The organism is Streptomyces sp. NPDC001502, assembly GCF_042894785.1.
In the GTDB taxonomy this organism is placed as follows: domain Bacteria; phylum Actinomycetota; class Actinomycetes; order Streptomycetales; family Streptomycetaceae; genus Streptomyces; species Streptomyces kutzneri.
In genome coordinates, this window is record NZ_JBIAVW010000045.1 from 1 (window position 1) to 24499 (window position 24499).

General features: G+C 71.7%; 23 protein-coding genes and 1 riboswitch. Of the genes, 6 read left to right on the forward strand and 17 right to left on the reverse strand.

Annotation, left to right across the window (positions count from 1 at the left end):
* Positions 1–67: 67 nt before the first annotated feature.
* Complete coding sequence (locus ACFY0D_RS39640; protein WP_390802718.1) at positions 68–610, reverse strand: YrhB domain-containing protein; 543 nt, start codon at positions 608–610, stop codon at positions 68–70.
* A gap of 291 nt (positions 611–901) precedes the next feature.
* Here ACFY0D_RS39640 and ACFY0D_RS39645 point away from each other — a divergent pair, with 291 nt between their 5' ends.
* On the forward strand, positions 902–1042 hold the full coding sequence (locus ACFY0D_RS39645) for a hypothetical protein (protein WP_351157425.1): 141 nt from the start codon (positions 902–904) through the stop codon (positions 1040–1042).
* Positions 1043–1048: 6 nt separating this feature from the next.
* Here ACFY0D_RS39645 and ACFY0D_RS39650 read toward each other — a convergent pair whose 3' ends face one another.
* From ACFY0D_RS39650 to ACFY0D_RS39670, 5 genes are all read right to left on the reverse strand, one after another.
* Complete coding sequence (locus ACFY0D_RS39650; protein ID WP_390802719.1) at positions 1049–2221, reverse strand: acyl-CoA dehydrogenase; 1173 nt, start codon at positions 2219–2221, stop codon at positions 1049–1051.
* A 147-nt stretch (positions 2222–2368) separates the two neighbouring features.
* A complete protein-coding gene (locus ACFY0D_RS39655) occupies positions 2369–3067 on the reverse strand; it encodes a TetR/AcrR family transcriptional regulator (RefSeq protein ID WP_390802720.1) in 699 nt (232 codons plus the stop codon).
* Positions 3068–3222: 155 nt separating this feature from the next.
* Positions 3223–3375: an SCO1431 family membrane protein gene (locus ACFY0D_RS39660; protein WP_390802721.1), complete on the reverse strand. Its 153-nt coding sequence runs from the start codon at positions 3373–3375 to the stop codon at positions 3223–3225.
* Between the two features lie 227 nt (positions 3376–3602).
* The gene (locus tag ACFY0D_RS39665) at positions 3603–4034 is read right to left on the reverse strand and encodes an SPW repeat protein (RefSeq protein ID WP_390802722.1); all 432 of its coding nucleotides are present in this window, start codon (positions 4032–4034) and stop codon (positions 3603–3605) included.
* A gap of 98 nt (positions 4035–4132) precedes the next feature.
* A complete protein-coding gene (locus ACFY0D_RS39670) occupies positions 4133–5515 on the reverse strand; it encodes a peptidase C39 family protein (protein ID WP_390802723.1) in 1383 nt (460 codons plus the stop codon).
* 126 nt (positions 5516–5641) lie between these two features.
* Here ACFY0D_RS39670 and ACFY0D_RS39675 point away from each other — a divergent pair, with 126 nt between their 5' ends.
* Positions 5642–6274, forward strand: a complete 633-nt coding sequence (locus ACFY0D_RS39675) for a uridine kinase (RefSeq protein ID WP_390802724.1) — start codon at positions 5642–5644, stop codon at positions 6272–6274.
* A gap of 379 nt (positions 6275–6653) precedes the next feature.
* Positions 6654–8573, forward strand: a complete 1920-nt coding sequence (locus ACFY0D_RS39680) for an AAA family ATPase (protein WP_390802725.1) — start codon at positions 6654–6656, stop codon at positions 8571–8573.
* Between the two features lie 67 nt (positions 8574–8640).
* Here the strand turns inward: ACFY0D_RS39680 and ACFY0D_RS39685 are convergent, their stop codons facing one another.
* From ACFY0D_RS39685 to ribD, 11 genes are all read right to left on the reverse strand, one after another.
* Positions 8641–10455: a hypothetical protein gene (locus ACFY0D_RS39685; protein WP_390802726.1), complete on the reverse strand. Its 1815-nt coding sequence runs from the start codon at positions 10453–10455 to the stop codon at positions 8641–8643.
* A gap of 538 nt (positions 10456–10993) precedes the next feature.
* The gene (locus tag ACFY0D_RS39690; protein ID WP_390802727.1) at positions 10994–12037 is read right to left on the reverse strand and encodes a hemolysin family protein; all 1044 of its coding nucleotides are present in this window, start codon (positions 12035–12037) and stop codon (positions 10994–10996) included.
* Positions 12034–13437, reverse strand: coding sequence for a hemolysin family protein (locus ACFY0D_RS39695; protein ID WP_390802728.1), 1404 nt, complete (start codon positions 13435–13437; stop codon positions 12034–12036). Before ACFY0D_RS39695 ends, ACFY0D_RS39690 begins: the two co-directional genes overlap by 4 nt.
* A 200-nt stretch (positions 13438–13637) precedes the next feature.
* On the reverse strand, positions 13638–14102 hold the full coding sequence (locus ACFY0D_RS39700; RefSeq protein WP_301372456.1) for a PH domain-containing protein: 465 nt from the start codon (positions 14100–14102) through the stop codon (positions 13638–13640).
* Between the two features lie 68 nt (positions 14103–14170).
* Positions 14171–15019, reverse strand: a complete 849-nt coding sequence (hisG, locus tag ACFY0D_RS39705; protein ID WP_390802729.1) for an ATP phosphoribosyltransferase — start codon at positions 15017–15019, stop codon at positions 14171–14173.
* 55 nt (positions 15020–15074) lie between these two features.
* Positions 15075–15356 (reverse strand): phosphoribosyl-ATP diphosphatase, encoded by a 282-nt coding sequence (locus ACFY0D_RS39710; protein ID WP_030009325.1) that lies wholly within the window; start codon positions 15354–15356, stop codon positions 15075–15077.
* 35 nt (positions 15357–15391) lie between these two features.
* Positions 15392–15877: a 6,7-dimethyl-8-ribityllumazine synthase gene (ribH, locus tag ACFY0D_RS39715; RefSeq protein WP_007262951.1), complete on the reverse strand. Its 486-nt coding sequence runs from the start codon at positions 15875–15877 to the stop codon at positions 15392–15394.
* An 81-nt stretch (positions 15878–15958) separates the two neighbouring features.
* Entirely contained in the window at positions 15959–17248 is a 1290-nt protein-coding gene (locus ACFY0D_RS39720; protein ID WP_390802730.1) for a bifunctional 3,4-dihydroxy-2-butanone-4-phosphate synthase/GTP cyclohydrolase II, read from the reverse strand.
* Complete coding sequence (locus ACFY0D_RS39725) at positions 17245–17898, reverse strand: nicotinamide riboside transporter PnuC (RefSeq protein WP_390802731.1); 654 nt, start codon at positions 17896–17898, stop codon at positions 17245–17247. Before ACFY0D_RS39725 ends, ACFY0D_RS39720 begins: the two co-directional genes overlap by 4 nt.
* On the reverse strand, positions 17895–18518 hold the full coding sequence (locus ACFY0D_RS39730) for a riboflavin synthase (protein WP_390802732.1): 624 nt from the start codon (positions 18516–18518) through the stop codon (positions 17895–17897). Before ACFY0D_RS39730 ends, ACFY0D_RS39725 begins: the two co-directional genes overlap by 4 nt.
* On the reverse strand, positions 18519–19598 hold the full coding sequence (gene ribD / locus ACFY0D_RS39735; protein ID WP_390802736.1) for a bifunctional diaminohydroxyphosphoribosylaminopyrimidine deaminase/5-amino-6-(5-phosphoribosylamino)uracil reductase RibD: 1080 nt from the start codon (positions 19596–19598) through the stop codon (positions 18519–18521).
* Positions 19599–19813: 215 nt separating this feature from the next.
* Positions 19814–19944: riboswitch (FMN riboswitch) on the reverse strand.
* 287 nt (positions 19945–20231) lie between these two features.
* Between ribD and ACFY0D_RS39740 the strand changes: the two genes are divergently transcribed.
* The 3 genes from ACFY0D_RS39740 (at position 20232) to ACFY0D_RS39750 (ending at position 24418) form a co-directional block, all read left to right on the forward strand.
* Positions 20232–22607, forward strand: a complete 2376-nt coding sequence (locus tag ACFY0D_RS39740; protein ID WP_390802733.1) for a chitinase C-terminal domain-containing protein — start codon at positions 20232–20234, stop codon at positions 22605–22607.
* A 102-nt stretch (positions 22608–22709) separates the two neighbouring features.
* The gene (locus ACFY0D_RS39745) at positions 22710–23609 is read left to right on the forward strand and encodes an RNA polymerase sigma-70 factor (RefSeq protein ID WP_390802734.1); all 900 of its coding nucleotides are present in this window, start codon (positions 22710–22712) and stop codon (positions 23607–23609) included.
* 53 nt (positions 23610–23662) lie between these two features.
* A complete protein-coding gene (locus ACFY0D_RS39750; RefSeq protein ID WP_390802735.1) occupies positions 23663–24418 on the forward strand; it encodes an SDR family oxidoreductase in 756 nt (251 codons plus the stop codon).
* Positions 24419–24499: the final 81 nt, after the last annotated feature.

Here is a 24499-nt window from a genome sequence, read left to right on the forward strand (position 1 = left end):
GAAGCCACCCCGCCACCATCCGGCTCCGCCCATCCGGCTCCCGCCCCCCAAGCCACGCCCCAGCCCTCTATCCGACCGGCCCGGCCAGCGTTTCCACGGGCAGAGCCGCCGAGTCGCCCTCTCTCCGGGTCAGGCTCGCCAGCTCCTCCGGTGGTTCGGCACCGTCCCGGACGGTCGCTACGTAGGCCTTCGCCTGCTGCAGGCTCAGCTGCGGGGCCTGCTTGCGCAGATGGCTCATGGCGGCCACGAGGCCGGCCGAGTTCGCGAGCTCACGCACAGCGGCGGCCAGCGCATCGGGCGGTCTGACGCCCTTGGTCTGCAGGAGGTATTGCTCCTCCCAGCCCTCGTCCAGCCACCAGGCGGCGGGGACGTAGTGGATGCTTCCGTCGTGCCGGTCCACCAGGCAGTGGCCGCCGCCACCCATGAGGCCGTCGCTCGCGTCACGGGTGCGGGCGTACTCCGCCGTGTTCCAGAAGGCGAGCCAGCCGACCGCGTATTCCTCCACGTGACAAACCGCCAGCTCGGGTACCGGCCCTCGCCACGGCCACGTCAGCCGGTCCCTGGCCAAGTAGGAATCGACGAGCTCGACGGCGCGCTCCTTGGAGATCACCGCTTCATTCTTCACCACAGGCCGGGAGGAGCGGTCAAGGGCCGTGTGCGGCCCGTGACCGCCGCAGGCGGCGGCCGGACGCCGAGGGCCCCGGCCCGACCGCCCCGGCCCCGGCCCCGCCCCCGGCGACACCTCGAACGGATAGCCGCACCCCGGGGGCGATTACCCGGTCCTTCGATTCCGCGTTGGCCGGGTATGACCATGCTTCAGTCTTCAACGGGCCGAAGGCGTCGCCCGGTGGCGCCGGGTTTCGAAGAATCGGTTCAGCGTCCGCGTGAGCAGGCGCAGCAGGTGCCGGATCCCCCGATCTACCGGGATCTGCTGGCGCGGTGGGCCGATGCCGGCCGGACGCTGCCCGGCCGGCGTGACCCGGAGTGGTCGCGGCTCACGTCCTCCCCGGTCTGGCCCACCACCAGCAGCGGGCTGTACTGACCGCGGTCAGCGCGTCTCCGGGCCCGCCAGGTGGCGGGCGATGACCATGCGCTGGATCTGGTTGGTGCCCTCGACGATCTGGAGCACCTTCGCCTCCCGCATCAGCCGCTCGACGGGGAAGTCCGCCGTGTAGCCGTACCCGCCGAGGACCTGCACCGCGTCCGTGGTGACGGCCATCGCCGCGTCCGTGCAGAACAGCTTGGCCATGGCCGCCTGGCGGGAGAACGGCTTGCCCGCGTCCCGCAGCCGTGCCGCCGCGAGGTAGAGCGCCCGGCCCGCCTCGATCTTGGTGGCCATGTCGGCCAGCATGAAGCGCAGTCCCTGGAAGTCCGCGATCGGGTGCCCGAACTGCTTGCGGTCCAGCGCGTACGTCAGGGCCTCGTCCAGTGCGGCCTGGGCGACGCCGATGGCGCAGGCGGCGATGCCCAGGCGCCCGGCGTCCAGCGCGGCCAGGGCGATGGTGAAGCCCTGCCCCTCCTCGCCGATGCGGCGGGCGTCGGGGACCCGTACGCCGTCGAAGTGCAGCTGGGCGGTGGGCGAGCCCTTCATGCCCATCTTCTTCTCGGGTACGGCCGCGGTCAGGCCCTCCGCGTCCCCGGGGACCAGGAAGGCCGTGATGCCCTTGGGGCCCTGGGCGCCGGTGCGCGCGAGGACGGTGTAGAAGTCGGCGACGCCGCCGTGGGTGATCCAGGCCTTGGTGCCGGTGATGACCCAGTCGTCGCCGTCGCGCACCGCCTTGGTGGAGAGCGAGGCGGCGTCGGAGCCTGCGGCCGGCTCGGAGAGGCAGTAGGCGCCCAGCAGGCCGCCGCCGAGCATCGCGGGCAGGTGGGCGCTCTGCTGCTCCTTGGTGCCGTAGCCGGCGAGGCCGTGGCAGGCCAGGGAGTGGACGCTGACGCCGAGGCCGACGGTCAGGCGGGCGGCGGCCAGCTCTTCCAGGACCTGGAGGTAGACCTCGTACGGCTGCTCGCCGCCGCCGAATTCCCCGGGGTACGGAAGGCCGAGCAGGCCGGCCTCGGAGAGCAGGGTGAAGACCTCCCGCGGGAACCGGCCGGAGTCCTCCTCCTCGGCTGCCTTGGGGCGGATCTCCCGCTGCGCGATCTCGCGTACGAGGGCGAGGAGGTCCCGGGACTCCTCGGTGGGCAGCTGTCGGTCCACCGGCTGCGGGGCGCGGTCAGTCATGGCGGCGCTCTCCTCCCTGGTCGGGCACGGCGGCGACGCGTGAGGTGTGGGACGCGCCGCCGGGTCTCGGTAATCTCACAGCCGATGTTGCCCTCCCGGGTTACGGAAGGGGCTGTTCAGCGGCTGCGGCGGCTTGAGTATGCCCGATCAGGGGCTTCCCGTCACCGGGGCAAGATCACCGAGTGGATCGAGCGGCTCTTCGGGGCCGGGAGGTGCCGGACACTCCGGGACGAACTCCTCGATCACCTCCAGTGTCGCGCGCAGCTGGCGCACCAGCAGGGCCCCGAGCTCGGTGCGATCGGGCTGTTCCGGCCGGTCGGGGGCGCTCGGTGCCCCGATCCAGTCCAGGGTGGTTCCTTCGACCCCGGAGAGCCAGCCCACGAGGGCGAGGCGGGCCATCGGCGGGAGGGTGCGGCGTCCGTACGCGCCGTCGGCGATGGTGGCGACGAGCTCCTCGCGGACGGCGTCGCGGATGGCGAGGACCTCGGCGTCGGAGCCGACGCCGCCCGTGACGATGGTGCGGTAGGCGGCGTGGTGGTGCTCGGCGTAGTGCAGGTAGGCGTCGATGGTGCGGCGGACGCGCTCCGCGCCGGGGAGGCCGGTGTCGCCGCCGGCCCGGGCGACGAGCTCGGCCACGGAGTCCTCGACGATGGCGAGGTAGTAGCCGCGCTTGCTGTCGAAGTAGTAGTAGATCAGCCCCTTGGCGACGCCCGCGTGTTTGGCGATGTCGTCCATGGAGAGCGCGTCGTACGAGGTGTCGGCGAACAACTTGCGCCCGGTGGCTATGAGTTCGCCCCTGCGCGCCTGCGATCGGCCGGTCGTTCCACGCTGTTGACCATTATTCAATTTCAGCCCTAGCCTCGAACCGCCACAGGACGCCCACCCTAGGGCAGACCCTGCGCGCCGAGCCCGTTTCGCACGTCCCCGCGCATCGGACGACGCACGGGAGGCACGGTCTCGCGGTCAGGCCCGAGGCCTCGTGATCCCGGACCGGGAGGGGCTCAGAGCCAGCCGACCTGGGTGACGAACATGGCGACGACGACCACGAGGGTCCAGCCGAGCACGTGCTCCAGCCAGCTGGAGTCGTCCTTGGGGCCTCCGGTCCGGACGAGGTCCCGGGGCGTGGCGATGGGGGCGGCACTGTCGGCAGTCATGACGTCCAATGTGCCAGCGTCCGCGGCTTTCGCGGTAGGGACGTCGCGGGTGGCATGCGTCACGCAAACCCCGACATACAGGGACAGAGGCAGAGGCGGGGTCAGAGGCCGGGACAGGAGCGTGGGCCGACCCCGGCCGGCGCCCCGGCGGCAGACGGCCGGGCCCCGACCTCCTCGGACGGGACCCGGCGCGCTCAATTCATCCGGCGCCTCCTCCGGCGCCCCGGTCAGGCGCGGGACTCACGGTCGCGGCTCGCCATGCCCGCCATCGCGAGGCCGAGGCACAGGGCGACACCTCCGGCGATCACATTGCTGACCACCGTTCGCGTCGTGTCCATCTCGCCGGCGATGGCCCACGGGGCGATGATCGTCCACGCGCCGAGGGCGACCGCCGTCCACGCCATCGCATGGGTGCGCTCATAGGCGGAACCCAGACCGCTCATGCACAGGCAGAAGGCCAGGCCGGCGATCAGGTTGTTGATGGCCAGCGGGGTGAGGCCGCTGAATCCGACGATCCAGGGCGAGGCGGCCAGATACAGGCCCGTGATCAGGGCCAGTGCTTCGACGGCCTGCGCCCGGGGAGTGCTGGTCACCCGCTCGAACCGGGTGCGCATCTCGGCGAGATCGGGGTGGTGCTCGATGCTGGCATGGGTGGTCATGGCCGGCCGCCTCCTACTGAGAAGCCTTTATGTGCCATTTACCCCACCATGTTCCGCTTATCCGCACCGCTTGGTCAACGGGCAATTTCGCGGCATTCTCACAGCACCCCCACCGCCCGCAGCGCCCGGAACTGCGTCCGGCTCAGGCGGGCCGGCGCGTAGAGGTAGCAGATGCCGCCGGAGCCCGAGGTGACCTTGCCGGAGGCCCCCGCGCGCTTGGTGCGCAGCCAGATGTTCTCCCACTCGGCCCGCTTGTAGACGCGGCGCACGGCGGGGTTGTCCCGCGAGTGGGGGTCGTTCGCGATCACGTCCCCGGCGGCGGTGAAGCCGATGACGGTCATCAGGTGGCCGGCGGTGCCGTAGCCCGCGCCCGTGAGCTCGTCGGGGCGGAAGGACTGGGAGGTGATGGCCGGGATGCCGGACCGGACCAGGGTTTCCAGGTCGGTCAGGGAGGTGAGGCGGGTGACGACTCCGGCCAGCCCGCGGTAGGTGGCGGCGTACGCAGCGTTGAAGGGCCAGTTGCCGCAGCCCTTGTAGGCGGCGTCATAGGTGGAGCGGGCCGCGTGGCAGATCTGCGGGTCGGAGTACTTCGGATCGACCCAGGCCAGGGCGGAGGGGGCCGCCTTGCCGCCCCAGTACTCGATGATCATCTGCGAGGAGGTGGGGCTGCACCAGGCCTCGCCGCCGTTGTCGTACTCGGGGTAGCGCCCGGCGTGGATCTCCTGCGAGTAGCGCGGGACCTTCAGCTCGTGGGCCGTACGGGAGGGGGTGGAGGGCGGGACGGTGAAGCGGTCCGGGATGTCGGAGACCATGGCGCCCGCGAGCCGTACCGTGGGACCGCGCTCGGCGCCGGGCCTGCGGTGGAGGGTGAGGCGCAGCTGCCAGGCCGCGATCCGCAGGCCTGCGGTGGCGGACGGGGCGTCGAGGGCCAGGGTGTCGGTCCAGACGGTGGACCTGCCGTCGCTCTGGCCGTCCACCGAGGTGCGGCGGATGTCTGCGTCGCCGGAGGCCCAGCGGCCCATCACGTACCAGGGGGTGGCGGTGCCGTCGGTGTAGGTGCCGCGCAGTTCGATCTGGATCCAGGTCCCGGCCGGGGTGCGGGCGTTCCAGGAGGCGATGGCCTCGGTGGCGGGCACGGTGGAGCGGTGCACGGGGGAGGTCCAGGTGGCGTACTCCCAGGTGCTCTTGCGGCCGGTGTGCGGGTCGGCGTACTCGGTGCGGCCGACGGCCGTCGCGATCTCCAGGCCGGGGCGGGCGCCGCCGACGGCGGTGGTGCCCCGGTGGGTGCCGGCGAGCCAGTGGCCGTAGGAGTACCAGAAGCGGTTGTCGACGGTGCGGCCCGTGGGCCGTGGGGCGGGTGGGGTGGGAGGGGTGGGAGAGGCCGCCGAGGCGCTGCCGCCGGAGACGGTGGCGGCGGTGGCCGCGGTGGCGACCGCGAGTGCGGCGACGAGTACGGCCCTGCGCGGCGTGGGTTCGGTCATCGCGTGTTCCCCCAGGGTGGGTCGGTACTTCGGTGGCTCTCGGGTGGCATCCGGCATCACCCTTCCAGTTCCCGGCGGCGGCGGCCCGAAGCCACGGGTCGTGTCGGGCCTGTCTACGCTGGTCGGGTGGAGTCACAGCAGTCACTTGAGTCACTCGCCCGGGAGCTCGCCGCCCTGCCGCCCTCCCTCGGTCCGGTACGCCTGATCGGGATCGACGGGCACGCCGGATCCGGGAAGAGCACCTTCGCAGGGCGGCTCGCCCAGGCGCTGGGGGCGCCCGTGCTGCACCTGGACGACGTGGCCACCCACGAGGAGCTGTTCGACTGGGAGGAGCGGCTGCGCGCGCAGGTGCTGGAGCCGCTCGCCGCCGGACGGCCCGCGCACTGGGCCCCGTACGACTGGGTGGAGCGCCGGTTCGGGCCGGAGCGGGTGCTGGAGCCGGCGCCGGTGCTCCTGGTCGAGGGGGTCGGAGCGGGGCGGGCGGCGCTGCGGCCGCGGCTGGCCCGGCTGCTGTGGATGGAGACGCCGCGCGAGCAGTCCTGGCAGCGGGGGCGAAACCGGGACGGGCGTGAACTTTCCGACTTCTGGGACGGATGGGAGCGCGCGGAGCGCGCGCACTTCTCCAACGACCCTTCGCGCCCCTTCGCCGACACCCTGGTACGCCAGAGCGGTACGGGATACGAGTGGTCTTCCGGGGCCCGTGCGACCGCAGGAACCTCCGCTTCCGTCACCGGTAGTGACGAACTCCCCCGGGCCTGAACGCCCCCGGAAATACGCTCCGCCGGGGCCCGGCCGACCCGCTTGACCTGGGGCCCGCAGCGGCCTTACGTTCTCAATGCGAGGCCTTCACCGGCCGCCGCGGACACGAAGCCCCCGGTTGTTCCCCCGTGATCGGGGGCTTCGTTCTGCCCGCGAACCCCCTCCCCCGCGGTGTCACGCGAGGCCGATCCACCCCGATTCTTCACCCTGAGTCACCGGCCGCCCCAGGGGCGCACGCCGGAACCGGGCCTGTCGCGCCCTACGTAAGGTGCGTGACCGCAGGTACGATGCAGCCCTGATTTCATCGGCGCAGTGGGCAACTCATGTGCTCGTCACGGAGGTTGCCGCGCACCACGGGGGCAGGCTTGTGGGGGACGTGATGGATTTCGGCACGCCGGGCAGCATGCACGCCCCGGCCGAACTCGCCTGGCTGCGCGGGGTCGACGCCTGCACCATGGGCGCCTATCCGCAGGCCGAGGAGGAGTTCCGGGCGGCCGTACGACTCGACCCCTCCATGGCTGACGCATGGCTGGGCCTGCACGCGCTCCGGGTCGACACCGGCAACGCGTTACTTCGGATGTACGCCCACCGGGACCGGTTCGGCGAGCAGCGCGCCCGGCATCGGCGGACGCTGAACTCCTGGTACTGGCTGGGCTGGTGGGTGCAGCCGGTGCTGGAGAGCCGGCGCGACCTGCTCCTCGCCCATGCCTCGCACTGGCTGGACGGCCGCCACGTGCCCGAGCTGGACCAGGCGCTGGCCGCGCTGCCGCCGGTGGACACCGACGCGCAGGTGCGGTTCCTGCACGCCTGCCGGGCCTATCTGGTCAAGGACTGGGAGCAGCTGGTCCGCCACACGGAGCCGCTGGTCGACGATCCGCTGCTGGGCATCGAGGCCGGGCTGTTCGGCGGGATGGCCCGGGTCCGGCTGGAGATGTACGGGCAGGCGGAGCCGATGCTGGCGGCCGCGCTGATGCGGTGTCGCAGCGAGCAGCCGCAGCGCAAGGAGCTGCGGTACTGGCTGGCGCGGGCGCGGGAGGGCACCGGGCGCAGTGCGGCGGCGCTGCCGCTGTACCGGGCGGTGCACCGGGTGGATCCCTCGTTCATGGACACCGCGGCCCGGCTCACGGCCATCGAGGACAGCGACGACACCGACGGGGTGGCCGATCTGGCGGGCCTGGCGGGGTACGCCGCGTACGGGGGCTACAGCGGGCACGGCCCGTCCCCGGCCGGCGGGGACTTCGCGGCGGTCGCGCTGGGCGGCGGGCCCGTCCAGGACATCGCGGCGGACGGGCAGGTCGAGCCCGATCCGCTGACTCCGCCCACTCCCCCGTCGGGACGCGTGGAGGGGGCGCGGCGCAAGGCGCCGGTGCCGCCGCAGGGCACGCCCGAGGGGCTGCCGGCCGGGCCGGCGGACCCGGCGGCGCTCGCCGAGGCGCTGGCGGAGCTGGAGCGGATGGTGGGCCTGGAGCCGGTCAAGCGGCAGGTGAAGGCGCTCTCGGCGCAGCTGCACATGGCGCGGCTGCGGGCGGGTCAGGGGCTGCCGGTGCAGCCGCCGAAGCGGCACTTCGTGTTCTCCGGCCCCTCCGGTACGGGCAAGACGACGGTGGCCCGGATCCTGGGCCGGGTCTTCTACGCGCTGGGGCTGCTCGGCGGCGACCATCTGGTGGAGGCCCAGCGGGCCGACCTCGTGGGCGAGTTCCTCGGGCAGACGGCGGTGAAGGCGAACGAGCTGATCGATTCGGCGATCGGCGGGGTGCTGTTCGTGGACGAGGCCTATTCGCTGTCGAACTCGGGCTACAGCAAGGGCGACGCGTACGGCGACGAGGCCCTGCAGGTGCTCCTGAAGCGGGCCGAGGACAACCGGGACCACCTGGTGGTGATCCTGGCGGGCTACCCGGCCGGGATGGACCGGCTGCTGGCCGCCAATCCGGGGCTGTCCTCGCGCTTCACCACCCGGGTGGACTTCCCCAGTTACCGGCCGCTGGAACTGACCGCGATCGGCGGGGTGCTGGCGGACGCGAACGGGGACCACTGGGACGAGGAGGCGCTGGAGGAGCTGCGCAGCATCAGCGCTCACGTGGTGGAGCAGGGCTGGATCGACGAGCTCGGCAACGGCCGCTTCCTGCGGACCCTGTACGAGAAGAGCTGCGCGTACCGGGACCTGCGGCTGGCGGGCTTCGCGGGCGAGCCGTCGCGGGACGACCTGGCGACGCTCCGGCTGCCGGACCTGATGCAGGCGTACGGGGAGGTCCTTTCGGGCCGCGGCCCCCAGGAGCGGCCGGAGCCCCCGGCCCTCTGAGGGTGTGAGGCGGACACGCCTGCGGGGCCCGTCGTGACGGGCCCCGCAGGCGTGCGGACCTGAGCGGTCAGTTCTTCGGCTGGCGGCCGCAGACGAAGTCGTGGTTCTGGGCGGTCGTGTTGGCGCACCAGAGGCTGGGCCGCGCCGGCGGCACGAAGACGTACTCGGACAGCTTCATGTTGACCGGTGCGCAGTCCTGCTTGCCCTTGTACGGCGAGTACTTGGGGCACTTGCCGTTCGGCAGCTGCTGCAGGTGGGCGCGGAGCGCGTCCAGGCCGAGGTCCTCGACGCCCGGGTTGGTGGACGGCATGAAGCGGTTGGCCGACCAGGAGCCGCCCATGGTGGCGAACAGGGCGGTCACGCAGATCAGGCCGGCGGCCAGCTGGGACAGCAGGCGCGGGGAGATCCGGGCGGCCCGGGCCGGGGCGACCTCCTGGAGCGTGCCGCGGATCCAGCCGAAGACGCGCTCGTAGGTGAGCATCAGGCCGAGGACGGCCAGGATGATCAGGCAGTAGAAGATGATCCAGGTGGTACGCGGGTACAGCTGGACGGCCTGGTTGTGCTCCATGTGGGAGGCGAACCAGAAGCGCAGCAGCCAGGCGCCGGCGAGGACGAAACCGGCGGTGCGGACCACGATGTTGCGCAGGCCGAGGCCCACGCCGATGCCCACGCCCAGCAGCAGCAGGACGCCGAAGCCGGTCTGGCCGGCCAGCTCGCCGGACACCGGGAAGTTGTGGTAGGTCTGCTCGCCGGCGCGGTCGGACGCCCAGCCCATCACGTAGGCCGGGTCGAGGTAGGTGTTGATGTAGGCGTAGCGGTCCACCGTCGAGGCGCCCAGACGGGCCAGCTGGTACAGCAGCGGCGCGCCGATGACGGCGGCGGTGGCCAGCATGGCGCCGAGGAAGGTCAGCGCGTGCTTGACGGCGACCCGGCCGCGGCGCCACGGGAACAGCAGCAGGCCGAGGACGAACCCGCCCGGCGCGGCCCACAGGTACCAGCCGGAGTACCAGAGGAACACGACTCCGAACACGATGCCGAAGCCGAGGCCGCGCAGCACCGCTGAGCGCGTCGTGAGCTGGTCGGCCCGGCGGATCTCGCGGAAGGCTGCGGCCAGGAGCGGCAGCAGGACGAGCATGGAGCCGTGGCTGTAGGGCCGGATCGGGTCGAGGAAGACGATCGAGGCCGGTACGGCGATGGCCATCGCCCAGAACGGCCGCAGCATCAGTCGCCACGCGACGTAGGCCATCGGGCCGACCAGCGCGCTGAGGATCAGCTGCAGGTCCTTGAGGGCGTGGCCCACGTCGGCGATGCCGTTGTGGAAGGCCTTGGCCCAGAGCGCGAGGAGGGCGGGGAACAACGGGGGGTAGACCCCCGGCATGCCCTTGTGGCGCATCATGTCGTTGGCCATGCCCATGAGGTTGCCGGGGTCGCCCTCCTGGCCGCCCAGGCCCCACGGCGTGCCGTTCAGGGCGACCGCGATGCCGCCCGCGACGATGCCGGTGGCCAGACCCGCAAGGGCGGCGCACACCAGCCGCTGCGCGACCTGGTAGTAGCGCAGCGTGCCCCGGTAGGCGAGGAACAGCAGCACCGCGAGGACGGGTATGCCGATCAGGGCCGCGTACTGCTGGACCTTGGCGAGGCCGCTGACCTGACCGATCCGGGTGACGGGGTTGACGCTGATGTGCGTGCAGAGCAGCATGAAGCCGAGAGCGACGACGACACTGACCACGACCTCCCCCAGCGGGAGGAACCAGCGCTTCTGCGTCCAGCGGTCGAAGCGGCCGCCCGGCCGGGCCGTCGACTTCCCGTCGGACGGGACGCCTTCGGCGCCGTCCGGCGTGCTGGAGGGGGCGCCGATGATGTTCGGTGCCAAATCCGTCATGTCACATCGCTTCCGTGAAGCGGCACTCTGCCGCAGGTCGGGCCGGCTCGACGGGGCGAGCGAGGTCAGCGGGCGGCGGCCGGGACACCCGGCCGACACGCGTCCCCGGCATGCCGACGGGACTCCACGCCGGACACGCTAGCAAACCGGCATCATGCCCCCGCCGACCTACTGGTCGAACAGGAGCCCGATCGATCGCGAGGCGGCCGACGTACGGTGGCCAGGCCCCTCGGCAACCCGCGGGTACCACAGCCGGATCCGGACCGGGAAACCAGAAGATCCCCAGGGCCGTAGTGTTCCGTGCCGCGACCCGTGAAGTCCAACTCAAGTACCCGAACCGACGATCCGGCCATCAAGACGGCCGGGACCCGATCGAGGTTCACCGGGACGCGCACGAACCGGCTCAGGGTGACCGACCTCACACCCGACTCCGGCTCCGACTCCGGCTCCGTCCCCTTCGCCCTGGACGTCCGGTCCCGCACGCTCCGCCCCCGGACCCTCACGGGCCCGGGGGCGGAGCGGCCGGCTAGCTAGCTAGCTAGCTGCGGGCGAACGCCACGCGGTGGGCCGGGTCGCGGACCTCGCCGACCAGCATTTCGAGGACGTCCTCCAGGGCGACCAGGCCGAGGACCCGGCCCCCCGGGTCCGCGACCTGCGCGAGGTGCGTGGCGTCCCGGCGCATGACGCCGAGGGCGTCGTCCAGCGGGACGGTGGCGCACAGCGTGGTCATCCGGCGCCAGACCCTCTGCGGGACGGCCCGCTCCCGGTCCTCCAGGTCCAGTACGTCCTTGACGTGCAGGTAGCCCATGAAGGCGCCGCTGTCGGCACGGACGGGGAAACGGGAGTAGCCGGTGCGCACGGTCAGCTGCTCGATCTGCCGCGGGGTCACCTCCGGGCCGACCGTGACCAGCCGGTCCGGGCCGAGGAGGACGTCGGTGACGGGGCGGCTGCCCAGTTCCAGCGCGTCCTCCAGCCGCTCCTGCTCGACCGGCTCCAGGAGCCCAGCCTGCCGGGAGTCCTTGAGGAGCCGGCCGAGCTGGGCGGAGGTGTAGACGGCTTCGACCTCGTCCTTGGGCTCCACCTTGAAGAGCTTCAGGACGAGCTTGGCGCAGGCGCCGAGCGCGGTGGTGACCGGCCCGCACAGGCGGGCGAAGGCGACCAGGCCGGGGCTGAACCACAGGGCGGTCTTCTCCGGGGCGGCCATGGCCAGGTTCTTCGGCACCATCTCGCCGATCACCAGGTGCAGGAAGATCACGGCGGTGAGCGCGAACGCGTAGCCGAGGGGGTGGATCAGACCCTGCGGTACGTGGACGGCATGGAAGACGGGCTCCAGCAGCCGGGCCACGGTGGGCTCGGCGACCGCGCCGAGGGTGAGCGAGCAGATGGTGATGCCGAACTGCGCCGCGGCCATCATGCGGGGCAGGTTCTCCAGGCCGTGGAGCACCTGGCGGGCCCGCTTGGAGTCGGCCGCGAGGGGCTCGATCTGGCTGCGGCGTACGGAGACGAGCGCGAACTCGGCGCCGACGAAGAAGCCGTTGGCGAGGACCAGCAGCAGGGCGAAGAGGAGCTGGAGCGCGTTCACCGGGCGGCGCCTTCCAGCTCGGCCCGCTGCGGTTCGAGCACGGCCACGTCGGCCGCGGACGCGGGCCGGTACGCGCCGGCCGCGGGCACCGCCGCCAGCCGGACCAGCCGGACCCGCTCGGCACGGTTGCGGCCGACCCGGCGGACGGACAGCTTCCAGCCGGGGAGTTCCGCGCGGTCCCCGGGGGCGGGGATCCGGCCGAGCAGGTCGGCGACGAGGCCGGCGACCGTCTCGTACGGGCCTTCGGGCACTTCCAGGCCTATGCGGCGCAGGGTCTGCACCCGGCAGCTGCCGTCGGCCTCCCAGGAGGGGCGGCCGTCCTCGGCCGGTACGGCGGCCAGTTCGGGGGTCTCGTCCTCGGCGGAGTCGTGCTCGTCGCGGACCTCGCCGACGAGTTCCTCCACGATGTCCTCCAGGGTGACGACGCCGGCGGTGCCGCCGTACTCGTCGACGACCACGGCCATCGGCTGCTCGCTGCGCAGCCGCTCCAGCAGCGGCTGCACCGGCAGGGAGCCGGGCACCAGCAGCGGGGCGACGCAGATCCGGCTCACGCTCGTACGGTCGCGCTCGGACTCGGGCACGGCGAGGGCGTCCTTGAGGTGGACGACGCCGGTGATCTCGTCGATGCGGTCGCGGTAGACCGGGAAGCGGGACAGGCCCGTGGCGCGGGTCAGGTTGAGCACGTCGGCCGCGGTGGCCGTGTGCATCAGTGCGCTGACCTTCACCCGGGGGGTCATGACGTGCTGGGCCGTCAGCTCGCCCAGCGAGAGGGTGCGGACGAAGAGGTCGGCGGTGTCCTGTTCGAGGGCGCCGGCCTGGGCCGAATGGCGGACCAGGGAGAGCAGCTCGCCGGGGGTCCGGGCGGAGGCCATCTCCTCGGTCGGTTCCACGCCGAGCGCCCGCACGAGGCGGTTGGCCACGGCGTTGAGCCCGGCGATGACCGGGCGGAAGGCGCGGGAGAAGGCGTGCTGGGGGCCGGCGACGAAGCGGGCCACCTGCAGCGGCTTGGAGACCGCCCAGTTCTTCGGGACGAGCTCGCCGACGACCATCTGGACGGCGGAGGCGAGCAGCATGCCGATGACGACGGCGACGCCGGGGACGGCTCCCTTCGGCAGGCCGGTCGCCGCGAGCGGCCCGGCCAGCAGTGCGGCGAGGGCGGGCTCGGCGAGCATGCCGACCACGAGGGAGGTGATGGTGATGCCGAGCTGGGTGCCGGAGAGCTGGAAGGACAGCTCCCGTAGGGCCTTGACCACCGTGCGGGCACGGCGGTCTCCGTCGGCTGCGGCGCGTTCGGCCTCGGCTCGCTCCACGGTGACGAGGCCGAACTCGGCGGCGACGAAGAAACCGTTGGCGAGGATGAGGGCGAAGGCCGCCGCGAGCAGAAGTAGCGGGATGGTCATGCCGCCGCCTCCGAGGGGAGGGCGGCGCGGGTACTACCGGACGATCCGTCCATTGCTGGAGGGAGTCACTCCTCAAGTCGCAGGTGCCCACGGGCCACGAGGTCCCGGGGCCGATGGGAGGGCGCACAGCTGCGCCCCGCCACCAGGGTAGTCATTGAGATCCCGGCCGCAACGGTACGCAGCCGTGGGGATCGGCCGACTCAGTGGTCGCCGGTGCCCGTTCCGTGGGTCTCGGCCAGCGCGCGCAGGGCGCGGGCGTCGCCGATCGCCTGCTGCTTGGCGATGCCCGGCTGGATGCCGAGGGCGGGCAGGCTGGTGCCGTCGCTGAGGTCGAGGAACACCCACGGGTCGCCCGGGCGGAGGTTGACCCGCAGGATCTGGGCCCACTCCAGGCGGCGGGTGTTGGTCAGGTTGACGACCGTGACGCCGGTCTCGTCCGCGACCACCTTGGGGCGGCTGAGCAGGACGAGTACGGAGCTCAGCAGGACGGCGGTGAAGACGAAGCTGATCCGCTCGCCCGGGCTGAGGTTCTCCAGCAGCAGGGCGATCGCCGTGATGGTGGCGAACATGGCGAGGCCGACGCCCAGCAGGACGACCCGGGTGCGGGTCGGCCGGAAGGTGACCGGCAGGGTGGGTGGGGCGGGCTGGGCGGCGGACTCGGCCATGGTGGTGCCTTCTGGAGGTGGCGTGCGGGGCGGGCGTCGGCGTGCCGGAGTGCGGCACGCCGTCGTCCTTAGAGGCGGCAGGCGTGGATCGAGGTGGTGAGGATCGCGCGCGCGCCGAGCTCGTACAGGTCGTCCATGATCCGCTGCGCTTCCTTGGCGGGGACCATCGCGCGGACGGCGACCCAGCCCTCGTTGTGCAGCGGGGAGACGGTCGGCGACTCCAGGCCGGGGGTGAGGGCGACCGCGCGCTCCAGGTGCTCGGCGCGGCAGTCGTAGTCCATCATCACGTAGCTGCGGGCCACCAGGACGCCCTGCAGGCGGCGCAGGAACTGCTGGACCTGCGGGTCGTCGGCGTCGGCGCCGTTGCCGCGGATGACGACGGCCTCGGAGGTGAGGATCGGCTCGCCGATGACCTCCAGGCCGGCGTTGCGCAGGCTGGTGCCGGTCTCGACGACGTCCGCGATGATCTGGGCGACGCCGAGCTGGATGGCGGTCTCGACCGCGCCGTCGAGGTGCACGACGGAGGCGTCGATGCCCTTCTCGGCGAGGTGCTTGGCGACGATTCCCTCGTACGAGGTCGCGATCGTCATCCCGCTGAAGTCCTCGGGACCCTTCGCCGTGCCGGGGGTGGTGGCGTAGCGGAAGGTGGAGCGGCCGAAGTTCAGCGGCAGGATCTCCTCGGCGCTGGCGCCGGAGTCGAGCAGCAGGTCGCGGCCGGTGATGCCGATGTCGAGCTTGCCCGAGGAGACGTAGATCGCGATGTCCTTGGGGCGGAGGTAGAAGAACTCCACCTCGTTCTCGGGGTCGACGACCACGAGCTCCTTGGGCTCCTTGCGCATCCGGTAGCCGGCCTCATGGAGCATCGCCGACGCCGGTCCGGAGAGTGAACCCTTGTTGGGGACGGCGATGCGCAGCATGGGGCTTCCTTTGGTGCGTGGATTACGGGATTACGGGCGGGTGTGCGTGCCGGACTCAGAGGTGGGCGTAGACGTCGTCGAGGGAGATCCCGCGCGCCACCATCATCACCTGGACGTGGTAGAGCAGCTGGGAGATCTCCTCGGCGGCGGCTTCCTTGCCCTCGTACTCGGCGGCCATCCAGACCTCGGCGGCCTCCTCGACGACCTTCTTGCCGATGGCATGGACGCCCTTGTGGACGAGCTCGGCGGTGCGGGAGGTGCTGGGGTCGCCTTCGGCGGCCTTGAGCTGGAGCTCGGTGAAGAGCTCCTCGAAGGTCTTGGGGGTCTTGTCAGCCATGATGGTCCTCAGAATACGGGGTTCCCCGTCGCCACTCAGCGCCAGGGTTCGCTGACGGTCCGCAGGGTCATGGCGGTGGAGACGGCGGCGGTGACCGCTTCGTGCCCCTTGTCCTCGTTCGACCCCTCAAGCCCGGCGCGGTCCAGCGCCTGCTCGTCGTTGTCGCAGGTCAGTACTCCGAAGCCGACGGGGACTCCGGTGTCGATCGACACCTGTACCAGGCCCTGGGTGACGCCCTGGCAGACGTAGTCGAAGTGCGGGGTGCCGCCGCGGATGACCACTCCGAGGGCGACGATGGCATCGTAACCGCGACCGGCCAGTACCTTCGCCACGACCGGGAGCTCGAAGCTGCCGGGGACCCGGAGCAGGGTGGGCTCGTCGATGCCCAGCTCGTGCAGGGCCCGCAGGGCTCCGTCGACCAGTCCGTCCATGACCTTCTCGTGCCACTGGGCCGCGATCACGGCGACTCGGAGGTCTCCGCAGTTCTTCACGCTCAGTTCGGGTGCGCCCTTGCCGCTCACAGCTCTGCTCCTCGGTGGTTCGTGATGGGGTGGGGTGGGGTGGGGTGGGTGGTGGATGTGTGTACGGGTGGTGGTGCGTGCCTACTGGTTGCCGCAGGCGGAGGTGGTCACGGGCCCGTCCAGCCAGGGCAGGTCGTGACCCATCCGGTCCCGCTTGGTGCGCAGGTACCGCAGATTGTGCTCGCCGGCCTCCACCGGCATCGACTCCCGGCTGGTGACCGTGATGCCGTGCCGGACGAGGGCGTCGGACTTCTCGGGGTTGTTGGTCATCAGCCGGACGTCGTGCACGCCGAGGTCGGTGAGGATCTGGGCGCCGGCGCCGTAGTCGCGGGCGTCGGCGGGCAGGCCGAGCTCCAGGTTGGCGTCGAGGGTGTCGCGGCCGCGCTCCTGGAGCTCGTACGCGCGCAGCTTGGACAGGAGTCCGATGCCGCGGCCCTCGTGGCCGCGCAGGTAGACGACGATGCCGCGGCCCTCGGTCTTGATGCGGTCCATGGAGGCGTGCAGCTGGGGGCCGCAGTCGCAACGCTGGGAGGCGAAGATGTCGCCGGTCAGGCACTCGGAGTGCATGCGCACCAGCATGTCGGTGCCGTCGCCGATCTCGCCGTGGACGAGGGCGACGTGCTCGACGCCGTCGACGGTGGAGCGGTAGCCGTACGCGGTGAACTCGCCGAAGGCGGTCGGCAGGCTGACCTCGGCCTCGCGGCGCACGGTGGGCTCGGCGGAGCGGCGGTAGGCGATCAGGTCCTCGATGGAGATGATCGTCAGGCCGTGCTTGCGGGCGAAGGGGATCAGCTCGGGCAGCCGCAGCATGACGCCGTCCTCGCCGGCGATCTCCACGATGGCGCCGGCCGGGCGCAGGCCCGCGAGGCGGGCGAGGTCCACGGCGGCCTCGGTGTGGCCGTTGCGGACCAGGACGCCGCCGGGCTTGGCGCGCAGCGGGAAGATGTGGCCGGGGCGGACGAAGTCACCGGGCTCGGAGACCCCGTCGGCGAGCAGACGCAGGGTGGTGGCCCGGTCGGCGGCCGAGATGCCGGTGGAGACGCCGTGGGCGGCGCTCGCGTCGACGGAGACGGTGAAGGCGGTCTTCATCGACTCGGTGTTGTGCTGGACCATCTGCGGGAGTTCGAGCCGGTCCAGCTCGGGGCCCTCCATGGGCGCGCAGATCAGGCCGCGGCACTCGCTCATCATGAAGGCGACGATCTCGGGGGTGGCCTTCTCGGCGGCGATGACGAGGTCGCCCTCGTTCTCGCGGTCCTCGTCGTCGACGACGACGACGGGGCGGCCCGCCGCGATGTCGCGGATGGCCTGCTCGACGGGGTCGAGGCGGAAGGTCTCTTCGGGGATGTCGGGCACGGGCTTGAGGGTGGTCATGCCGTTGCTCCTTCCAGGGCCTGGGCGGGGTTGGTGCGAGAACGCTGGTACCAGTCGTAGGCGCCCCACAGCACGAGGGCGAAGTACACGACGTAGACGAGGCCGGAGAAGGCCAGTCCGTTGTTGAAGGCGAGGGGGACGCCGACCAGGTCGACGAGGAGCCAGGCGAACCAGAACTCGACGAGGCCACGGGCCTGGGCGACCATCGCGACGATGGTGCCGACGAAGATGTACGCGTCGGCCCACGGGCTCCACGAGAGGTGCGGGAAGAGCGTGAACAGGCCGCCGACGGCGAGGGTGCCGAGTGCCGCACCGGCCAGGAGCAGTCCGCGCTCCTTCCAGGTGGCGGTGCGCACGGCGATGGAGCCGTCCTGGGCCTTCTGGCGCCCGAGCTGCCAGGCGCGCCAGCCCCACACGGCCACGCCGATGACGAGGAGTTGCTTGCCGACGCCGCCCGCGAGGTGTGCGGAGGCGTAGGCGGCGATGAGGATCAGGCCGGAGAGGAGCTGGGCGGGCCAGGTCCACAGGGAGCGGCGCCAGCCGAGCGCGAGCGCGGCCAGGCCCATCAGGTTGCCGATCATGTCGGACCAGATGACCTTCTGGCCGAAGACCGTGAAGGCCTCCGCGTTGAGCCAGGTCAGGGCGCTCACCGGTCGTCTCCCGTCGCGTGCAGCGGGTTCACGCCGGCGGCCAGCAGGCGCTCGACGTACTTCGCGAGGACGTCGACCTCCAGGTTGACCGGGTCGCCGCTCTGCTTGGTGCCGAGGGTGGTCAGCGCGAGCGTGGCGGGGATGAGGCTGATGGTGAACCAGTCGGCGGCGGCCTCGACCACGGTGAGGCTGACGCCGTCGACCGTGATGGAGCCCTTCTCGACGACGTAGCGGGAGAGGTTCGCGGGGAGGGCGACCTTGACGATCTCCCAGTGCTCGGAGGGGGTCCGGGAGATGATCTCGCCGGTGCCGTCCACGTGCCCCTGGACCAGGTGGCCGCCGAGCCGTCCGCCGAGGGCCATCGGGCGCTCCAGGTTGACCCGGGAGCCCTTGGTCAGGGCGCCGAGGCTGGAGCGGTTCAGGGTCTCCTGCATGACGTCGGCGGTGAACTCGCCGTCCGCGGTCTCCACGACGGTGAGGCAGACGCCGTTGACCGCGATGGAGTCACCGTGCTTGGCGCCTTCGGTGACGAGGGGGCCGCGCAGCCGGAAGCGGGAGGCTTCCTCAAGCTGCTCGACAGCGGTGACCTCGCCCAGTTCTTCGACGATTCCGGTGAACACTCAGTGCTCCTTGGTGGCGGTGGTGGCGGTGAGGGGGACGGGGACTGCGGTGATGCGGAGATCGGGGCCGATGCGGACGGCCTCGGTGATGTCGAGGCGCTGCGCAGCGGAGATGTTCTTGATCCCGGCGTCGGCGAGGGCCGCGGGGCCGGCGCCGAGCAGGGCCGGGGCGATGTAGCCGATGACGCGGTCGACGGCGCCGTCTTCGAGGAAGGCGCCGGCCAGCGTGGGCCCGCCTTCCAGCAGGACGGAGCGCACGCCGCGGCGGAACAGGTGGGTGAGGAGGTCGTGGACGCCGATGCGGCCGTCGTGCAGGGGCAGCCGGAGCAGTTCGACGCCGGGCAGGTGCCGGGTGTCGGCGTCCTCGCCGACGACGAGCAGGGTCGGCGCGGCGTCGTCGAGGATGCGGGCGGTCGGCAGGAGCGCGGCGCGGGTGTCGAGGGCGATCCGCAGGGGCTGCGTGGCGCCCTCCACCCCGCGGACGGCGAGGTGCGGGTCGTCGGTGCGCAGGGTGCCGCCGCCGACGAGGACGGCGTCGCTCTCGGCGCGCAGCCGGTGGACGTCGGCCCGGGACTCGGCGGAGCTGATCCAGCGGCTGCTGCCGTCCGCGGCGGCGCTGCGGCCGTCGAGGGTGGCGGCGTACTTCCAGGTGACGTGCGGCCGGCCCAGGCGTACGGAGGTCAGCCAGGCGGCGTTGCCCGCCTCGGCCTCGTCCGCGAGGAGCCCGGCCGTGGTGTCGATCCCGGCCGCGCGCAGGGTGGCGGCACCGCCGCTGGCCTGCGGGTTCGGGTCGGAGACGGCGTAGACCACGCGGGTGATCCCGGCGTCTGCGAGGGCTTGGGCGCAGGGCCCCGTACGGCCGGTGTGGTTGCAGGGTTCGAGGGTGACGTAGGCGGTGCCGCCGCGGGCGGCCTCGCCTGCCGCGCGCAGGGCGTGGACCTCGGCGTGCGGGCCGCCGGCCCGCTCGTGCCAGCCCTCGCCGGCGATCTCGCCCGAGGCGTCGGTGATGACGCAGCCGACGACCGGGTTGGGGCTGGTGGAGCCGAGCCCGCGGGCCGCGAGCTCGATGGCTCGGCGCATGGCACGGGTGTCCGCGTCGGGTGCTGCGTGCGCGGCGTGTGTCGCCACCGGGTCCTCCTGCCTCATCGGGCACGGACTCCGGGGCCTGTCGGGATACGACAGATGAAGCGGTACAGCGCACAGGGGACGCCGAGGCCGGAAAAACGGTTCGATCAGGCATATCCGCAGGGATATGCCGACGAACCGCCGACGGCGGCGTACCGGTGACTGGCCCGCCGCGCACTGCCTCCCATCCGGACTTTAACCGTCGGTCCAGGAATCTCACCTGGTCAACCGGCCGCTGGCTGCGGACGGGTCGCGGACTATAACCGCCGGTTCGGAATTACACCGACCCCGGAGTGCGCTGCTACTGGTACTCCAGCCAGTCTGCCACGGGTGATCGGGCGCCATGCGGGTGATGTGGTGTGGCCTGGCTCACAGAGGGGTCACCACCGATGCGGACTTTGTCAAGTCGGGCGGGATTGGTCCAGACCTATTGACGGGGTGGTCTAGTCCTCTTAACGTTCCCTTCATCTCCCCGGGAACGGCCCGTCAGATGTGCGCACGTCACGGGCCAACACGCGTCTGCACCACACCTGTTGCTTCATGTTGTGTCCAGTTGTGTCCTGCATCCTCCCCTCCCCAGGAGGCACAATGCCGTCCCCCACACGTACGAGAGCGATGCTCCTGGCATCCGGCGCAGCGATCGCCGGACTCCTGGTGGGCGGGCTCTCGGCGGGCGTCTCGCACGCGGCCGACAACGAGGGCTGTCGCCCCGACGGGCTGCACAAGACCGCCGGCGTCGACGTCCCCTACTGCTCGGTCTACGACACCGAAGGCCGGGAGAAGATGGGCGCCGACCACCAGCGCCGCGTCATCGGATATTTCACCGGCTGGCGCACCGGCAAGGACGGCGCCCCCGCCTACCTCGCCAACAACATCCCGTGGTCCAAGGTCACCCACCTGAACTACGCCTTCGCCCACGTGGGTGCCGACAACAAGATCTCCGTCGGCTCGGACGGCGTGAACAACGCCGCCACCGGGATGACCTGGCCCGGCGTCGCCGGCGCCGAGATGGACCCGGCCCTCCCCTACAAGGGCCACTTCAACCAGCTGACGAAGTTCAAGAAGCAGTACCCGAACGTCAAGACGCTGATCTCGGTCGGCGGCTGGGCGGAGACCGGCGGCTACTTCGGTGACGACGGCAACCGGGTCGCCTCCGGCGGCTTCTACTCGATGGCCACGAACGCCGACGGCTCGGTCAACCAGGCCGGCATCGACACCTTCGCCGACTCCTCGGTCGAGTTCATCCGCAAGTACGGATTCAACGGCGTCGACATCGACTACGAATACCCGACCACGATGAAGGACGCCGGCAACCCGCTGGACTGGCAGCTGGCCAACGCCCGCCGCGCCGGCCTCGTCCAGGGCTACGCCGCCTTGATGAAGTCCCTGCGCGAGAAGCTCGACCGCGCGGGCGCCGCCGACGGCAAGCACTACCTGCTCTCCGTCGCCGCCCCCTCCTCCGGCTACCTGCTGCGGGGCATGGAGACGTTCCAGGTCCAGAAGTACCTGGACTACGTCAACATCATGTCCTACGACCTGCACGGCGCCTGGAACGAGCACGTCGGCCCCAACGCCTCGCTCTTCGACGACGGCAAGGACGGCGAACTCGCCGCCGCCGGCGTCTACTCCACCTCCCAGTACGGCGGCATCGGCTACCTCAACACCGACTGGGCCTACCACTACTTCCGCGGCTCGATGCCGGGCGGCCGGATCAACATCGGCCTGCCCTACTACACCCGCGGCTTCAAGAACGTGCAGGGCGGCACCGACGGCCTGTGGGGCAAGGCTCCCGCGACCACCTGCCCGGCCGGCGCGGGCCTGACCAAGTGCGGCGACGGCGCGGTCGGCATCGACAACCTGTGGCACGACAAGGACACCAACGGGGCCGAGTCCCCGGCCGGCTCCAACCCGATGTGGCACGCCAAGAACCTGGAGAAGGGCGTCGTAGGCGACTACGTCACCAAGTACGGCTTCCCGGCGAACACCACGCTGACCGGCACCTACGTCCGCAAGTACGACTCCACCCTGGTGGCGCCGTGGCTGTGGAACGCGCAGAAGAAGGTCTTCCTCTCCACGGAGGACGAGCAGTCGGTCGCCGCCAAGGCCGACTACGTGGTGAACAAGGGCATCGGCGGCACCATGGTCTGGGAACTCGCCGGCGACTACTCCTACAACGCGGCCAAGGGCCAGTACGAGATGGGCGACACGCTCACCGACACGATGTACCAGAAGTTCAAGTCGGCCTCCCCCTACGGCGCGAAGAAGGCGGGCGCCAGCGCCCTGCCGACCCAGGCCGTGGACATCAAGACGGAGTTCACCGAGTTCAAGCTGGGCGACTCCAACTACCCGCTCACCCCGAAGCTGAAGATCACCAACAACACGAACGCCACGCTGCCCGGCGGCACCGAGTTCCAGTTCGACTACGGCACCTCGGCCCCGAACAACGCCTCCGACCAGTCCGGCTTCGGCACGACCGTGATCAGCAGCGGCCACACCGGCACCAACGTCGGCGGTCTGAAGGGCGACTTCCAGCGGGTCTCCCTGAAGCTCCCGGCCTGGCAGACCCTGGCCCCCGGCGCCTCCGTCGACCTGGCGTTCAACTACTACCTGCCGGTGTCCACGCCCTCCGACTGGACGGTGAAGATCTCCGGCACCACCTACGCCCTCGCCGGCGACCTGGCCCGCGGTACGACGACGGTCCAGCCCGGCGGCGGCACCCAGCCCCCCACCACTCCCCCGACCACGCCTCCCACCACCCCGCCGACCACTCCCCCCACGACCCCGCCGACCACGCCCCCGGGCGGGACCTGCACCAACCCGGCGTACGTGGCGGGCACGATCTACAACAGCGGCAACGTCGTCTCCCACAAGGGCCGCAACTGGAAGGCCCAGTGGTGGACGCAGAACGAAGAGCCCGGCACCACCGGTGAATGGGGTGTCTGGAAGGACCAGGGCGCCTGCTGACCCCCCGCACCCCGATCCATGAGTGAACGTGAGGACCCGGTGGCCCGGCGGCCACCGGGTCCTCGCTCGTTCCGCGCGCACCCGGCCTCGTACGCTGCACCGGTGATCACACACATCACCGCGTCCGACGCGGACTTCGAGGAAAACCGTCCCCGGATGTTCGGCATCGCCTACCGCATGCTCGGGTCCGCCGCGGAGGCCGAGGACACCGTGCAGGAGGCGTACCTGCGCTGGGCGTCCGCGGACCGCGAAGACATCGAGCACCCCGGCGCCTGGCTCGCCAAGGTCGTCACGAACCTGTGCCTCAACACCCTCACCTCGGCGCGGGTCCGGCGCGAGGCGTACGTCGGCCCCTGGCTCCCGGAGCCCGTCCTCACCGGGGACGGCACCCTCGGCCCGCTGGAGTCCGCGGAGCAGCGGGACAGTGTGTCCATGGCCCTGCTGGTGCTGCTGGAACAGCTCACGCCGGTGGAACGGGCCGTCTACGTCCTGCGTGAGGCCTTCGCCTACAGCCACCGGGAGATCGCCGGACTCCTGGACCTCACCGAGGCCAACTGCCGGCAGCTCTACCGGCGGGCGGCCGGCCGGGTGGCCACGGACCGGCCGGCCGCGCCGGAGCCGCGCTTCGCACCGGACCCCGAACGGTGGCAGAGCCTCGTGGAGACCTTCATGACGGCGGCGCGCGGCGGGGACCTGGCCCGGCTGGAGGGGCTGCTGACGGCCGACGTCCGGTTCGTCTCCGACGGCGGCGGCGTGGCCAACGCGGCGCTGCGGCCGATCCTGGGGCGGGAGAAGGTGGCCCGGTTCGCGATCGGGGTGCTCAAGAAGTTCGCCGGGGACCTGCCGGTCAGCGTCGCGGAGATCAACGGGGTACCGGCGCTGCTCTTCGGCGAGACGGCCGTTCTTCTGGTGGAATTCGAGAACGGGCTGGTCAGCGGGCTCAGCACGGTACTCAACCCGGAGAAGCTGGAATTCCTGCAGCGGCAGCTGTCACATTCCTGAGGGCCGTCCGGTCTCCGCTGCTGAAGGAACCACATCGGCGAAAGGCGGACCCCATGAGCACCATCCTCGTCACCGGCGGCACCGGCACCCTCGGCGTACCGGTCGTGGACCGGCTCCGGAACGCGGGCCACGAGGTCCGCGCGCTGAGCCGGCACGCACCGGACTACCCGGTCGACCTGCTGGACGGCAGCGGGCTGGACGCGGCGATGGCGGGCGCGGAGGTGATCGTGCACTGCGCGAGCAACACGCGCGGCGGGGGCAAGGACGACGACACCGCCACCCGGCACCTCGTCGACGCGGCCCGGCGGGCGGGGACCGTCACCAACCTCGTCTACATCTCGATCGTCGGGGTGGACGTGGTGCCGCTCGGCTACTACCGGACGAAGCTGAAGGTCGAGCGGCTGCTGGAGGCGTCCGGGCTGGGCCTGACCATCCTGCGCACGACGCAGTTCCACGACCTGGTCGCGCAGCTGGTGGACACGGCGGCGAAGCTGCCGCTCGTGCCGGTGCCGATGCCCGGCGGGGTGCGGGTGCAGCCGATCGCCGTCGGGGAGGTCGCGGACCGCCTGGCGGAACTGGCCGTCCCGACCCCGTCGGGCCGGGTCCCGGACATGGGCGGCCCGGAGATCCACACCCTGCCGGACCTGGCCCGTACCTACCTGACCGCGACGGGCCGCCACCGCCGGGTGATCCCCGTCCCCCTGGCGGGCAAGGCCTACGCGGGCTTCAAGCGCGGCGGCCACCTGACCCCGTCCCACGCGGTGGGCCACCTCACGTTCGCGCAGTTCGCGGCGGGGCGGGGGCGGTAGGGGCGGGCGGGGGCCCGGGGGGCGGGGGCTCCGGGGGCGGGGGTCGGACGGGCGGAATCGGAGAAGCGCGGCGGGGGCGGG

Bases quoted from the DNA above. Each gene is read 5' to 3' on its own strand.
- ACFY0D_RS39685 (WP_390802726.1), bottom strand. From the start codon at position 10,455: ATGACGGATTTGGCACCGAACATCATCGGCGCCCCCTCCAGCACGCCG.
- ACFY0D_RS39660 (WP_390802721.1), bottom strand. From the start codon at position 3,375: ATGACTGCCGACAGTGCCGCCCCCATCGCCACGCCCCGGGACCTCGTC.
- ribD (WP_390802736.1), bottom strand. From the start codon at position 19,598: ATGCGCCGAGCCATCGAGCTCGCGGCCCGCGGGCTCGGCTCCACCAGC.
- ACFY0D_RS39650 (WP_390802719.1), bottom strand. From the start codon at position 2,221: ATGACTGACCGCGCCCCGCAGCCGGTGGACCGACAGCTGCCCACCGAG.
- hisG (WP_390802729.1), bottom strand. From the start codon at position 15,019: ATGCTGCGCATCGCCGTCCCCAACAAGGGTTCACTCTCCGGACCGGCG.
- ACFY0D_RS39740 (WP_390802733.1), top strand. From the start codon at position 20,232: ATGCCGTCCCCCACACGTACGAGAGCGATGCTCCTGGCATCCGGCGCA.
- ACFY0D_RS39680 (WP_390802725.1), top strand. From the start codon at position 6,654: ATGGATTTCGGCACGCCGGGCAGCATGCACGCCCCGGCCGAACTCGCC.
- ACFY0D_RS39700 (WP_301372456.1), bottom strand. From the start codon at position 14,102: ATGGCCGAGTCCGCCGCCCAGCCCGCCCCACCCACCCTGCCGGTCACC.
- ACFY0D_RS39665 (WP_390802722.1), bottom strand. From the start codon at position 4,034: ATGACCACCCATGCCAGCATCGAGCACCACCCCGATCTCGCCGAGATG.
- ACFY0D_RS39720 (WP_390802730.1), bottom strand. From the start codon at position 17,248: ATGACCACCCTCAAGCCCGTGCCCGACATCCCCGAAGAGACCTTCCGC.
- ACFY0D_RS39710 (WP_030009325.1), bottom strand. From the start codon at position 15,356: ATGGCTGACAAGACCCCCAAGACCTTCGAGGAGCTCTTCACCGAGCTC.
- ACFY0D_RS39670 (WP_390802723.1), bottom strand. From the start codon at position 5,515: ATGACCGAACCCACGCCGCGCAGGGCCGTACTCGTCGCCGCACTCGCG.
- ACFY0D_RS39695 (WP_390802728.1), bottom strand. From the start codon at position 13,437: ATGACCATCCCGCTACTTCTGCTCGCGGCGGCCTTCGCCCTCATCCTC.
- ACFY0D_RS39750 (WP_390802735.1), top strand. From the start codon at position 23,663: ATGAGCACCATCCTCGTCACCGGCGGCACCGGCACCCTCGGCGTACCG.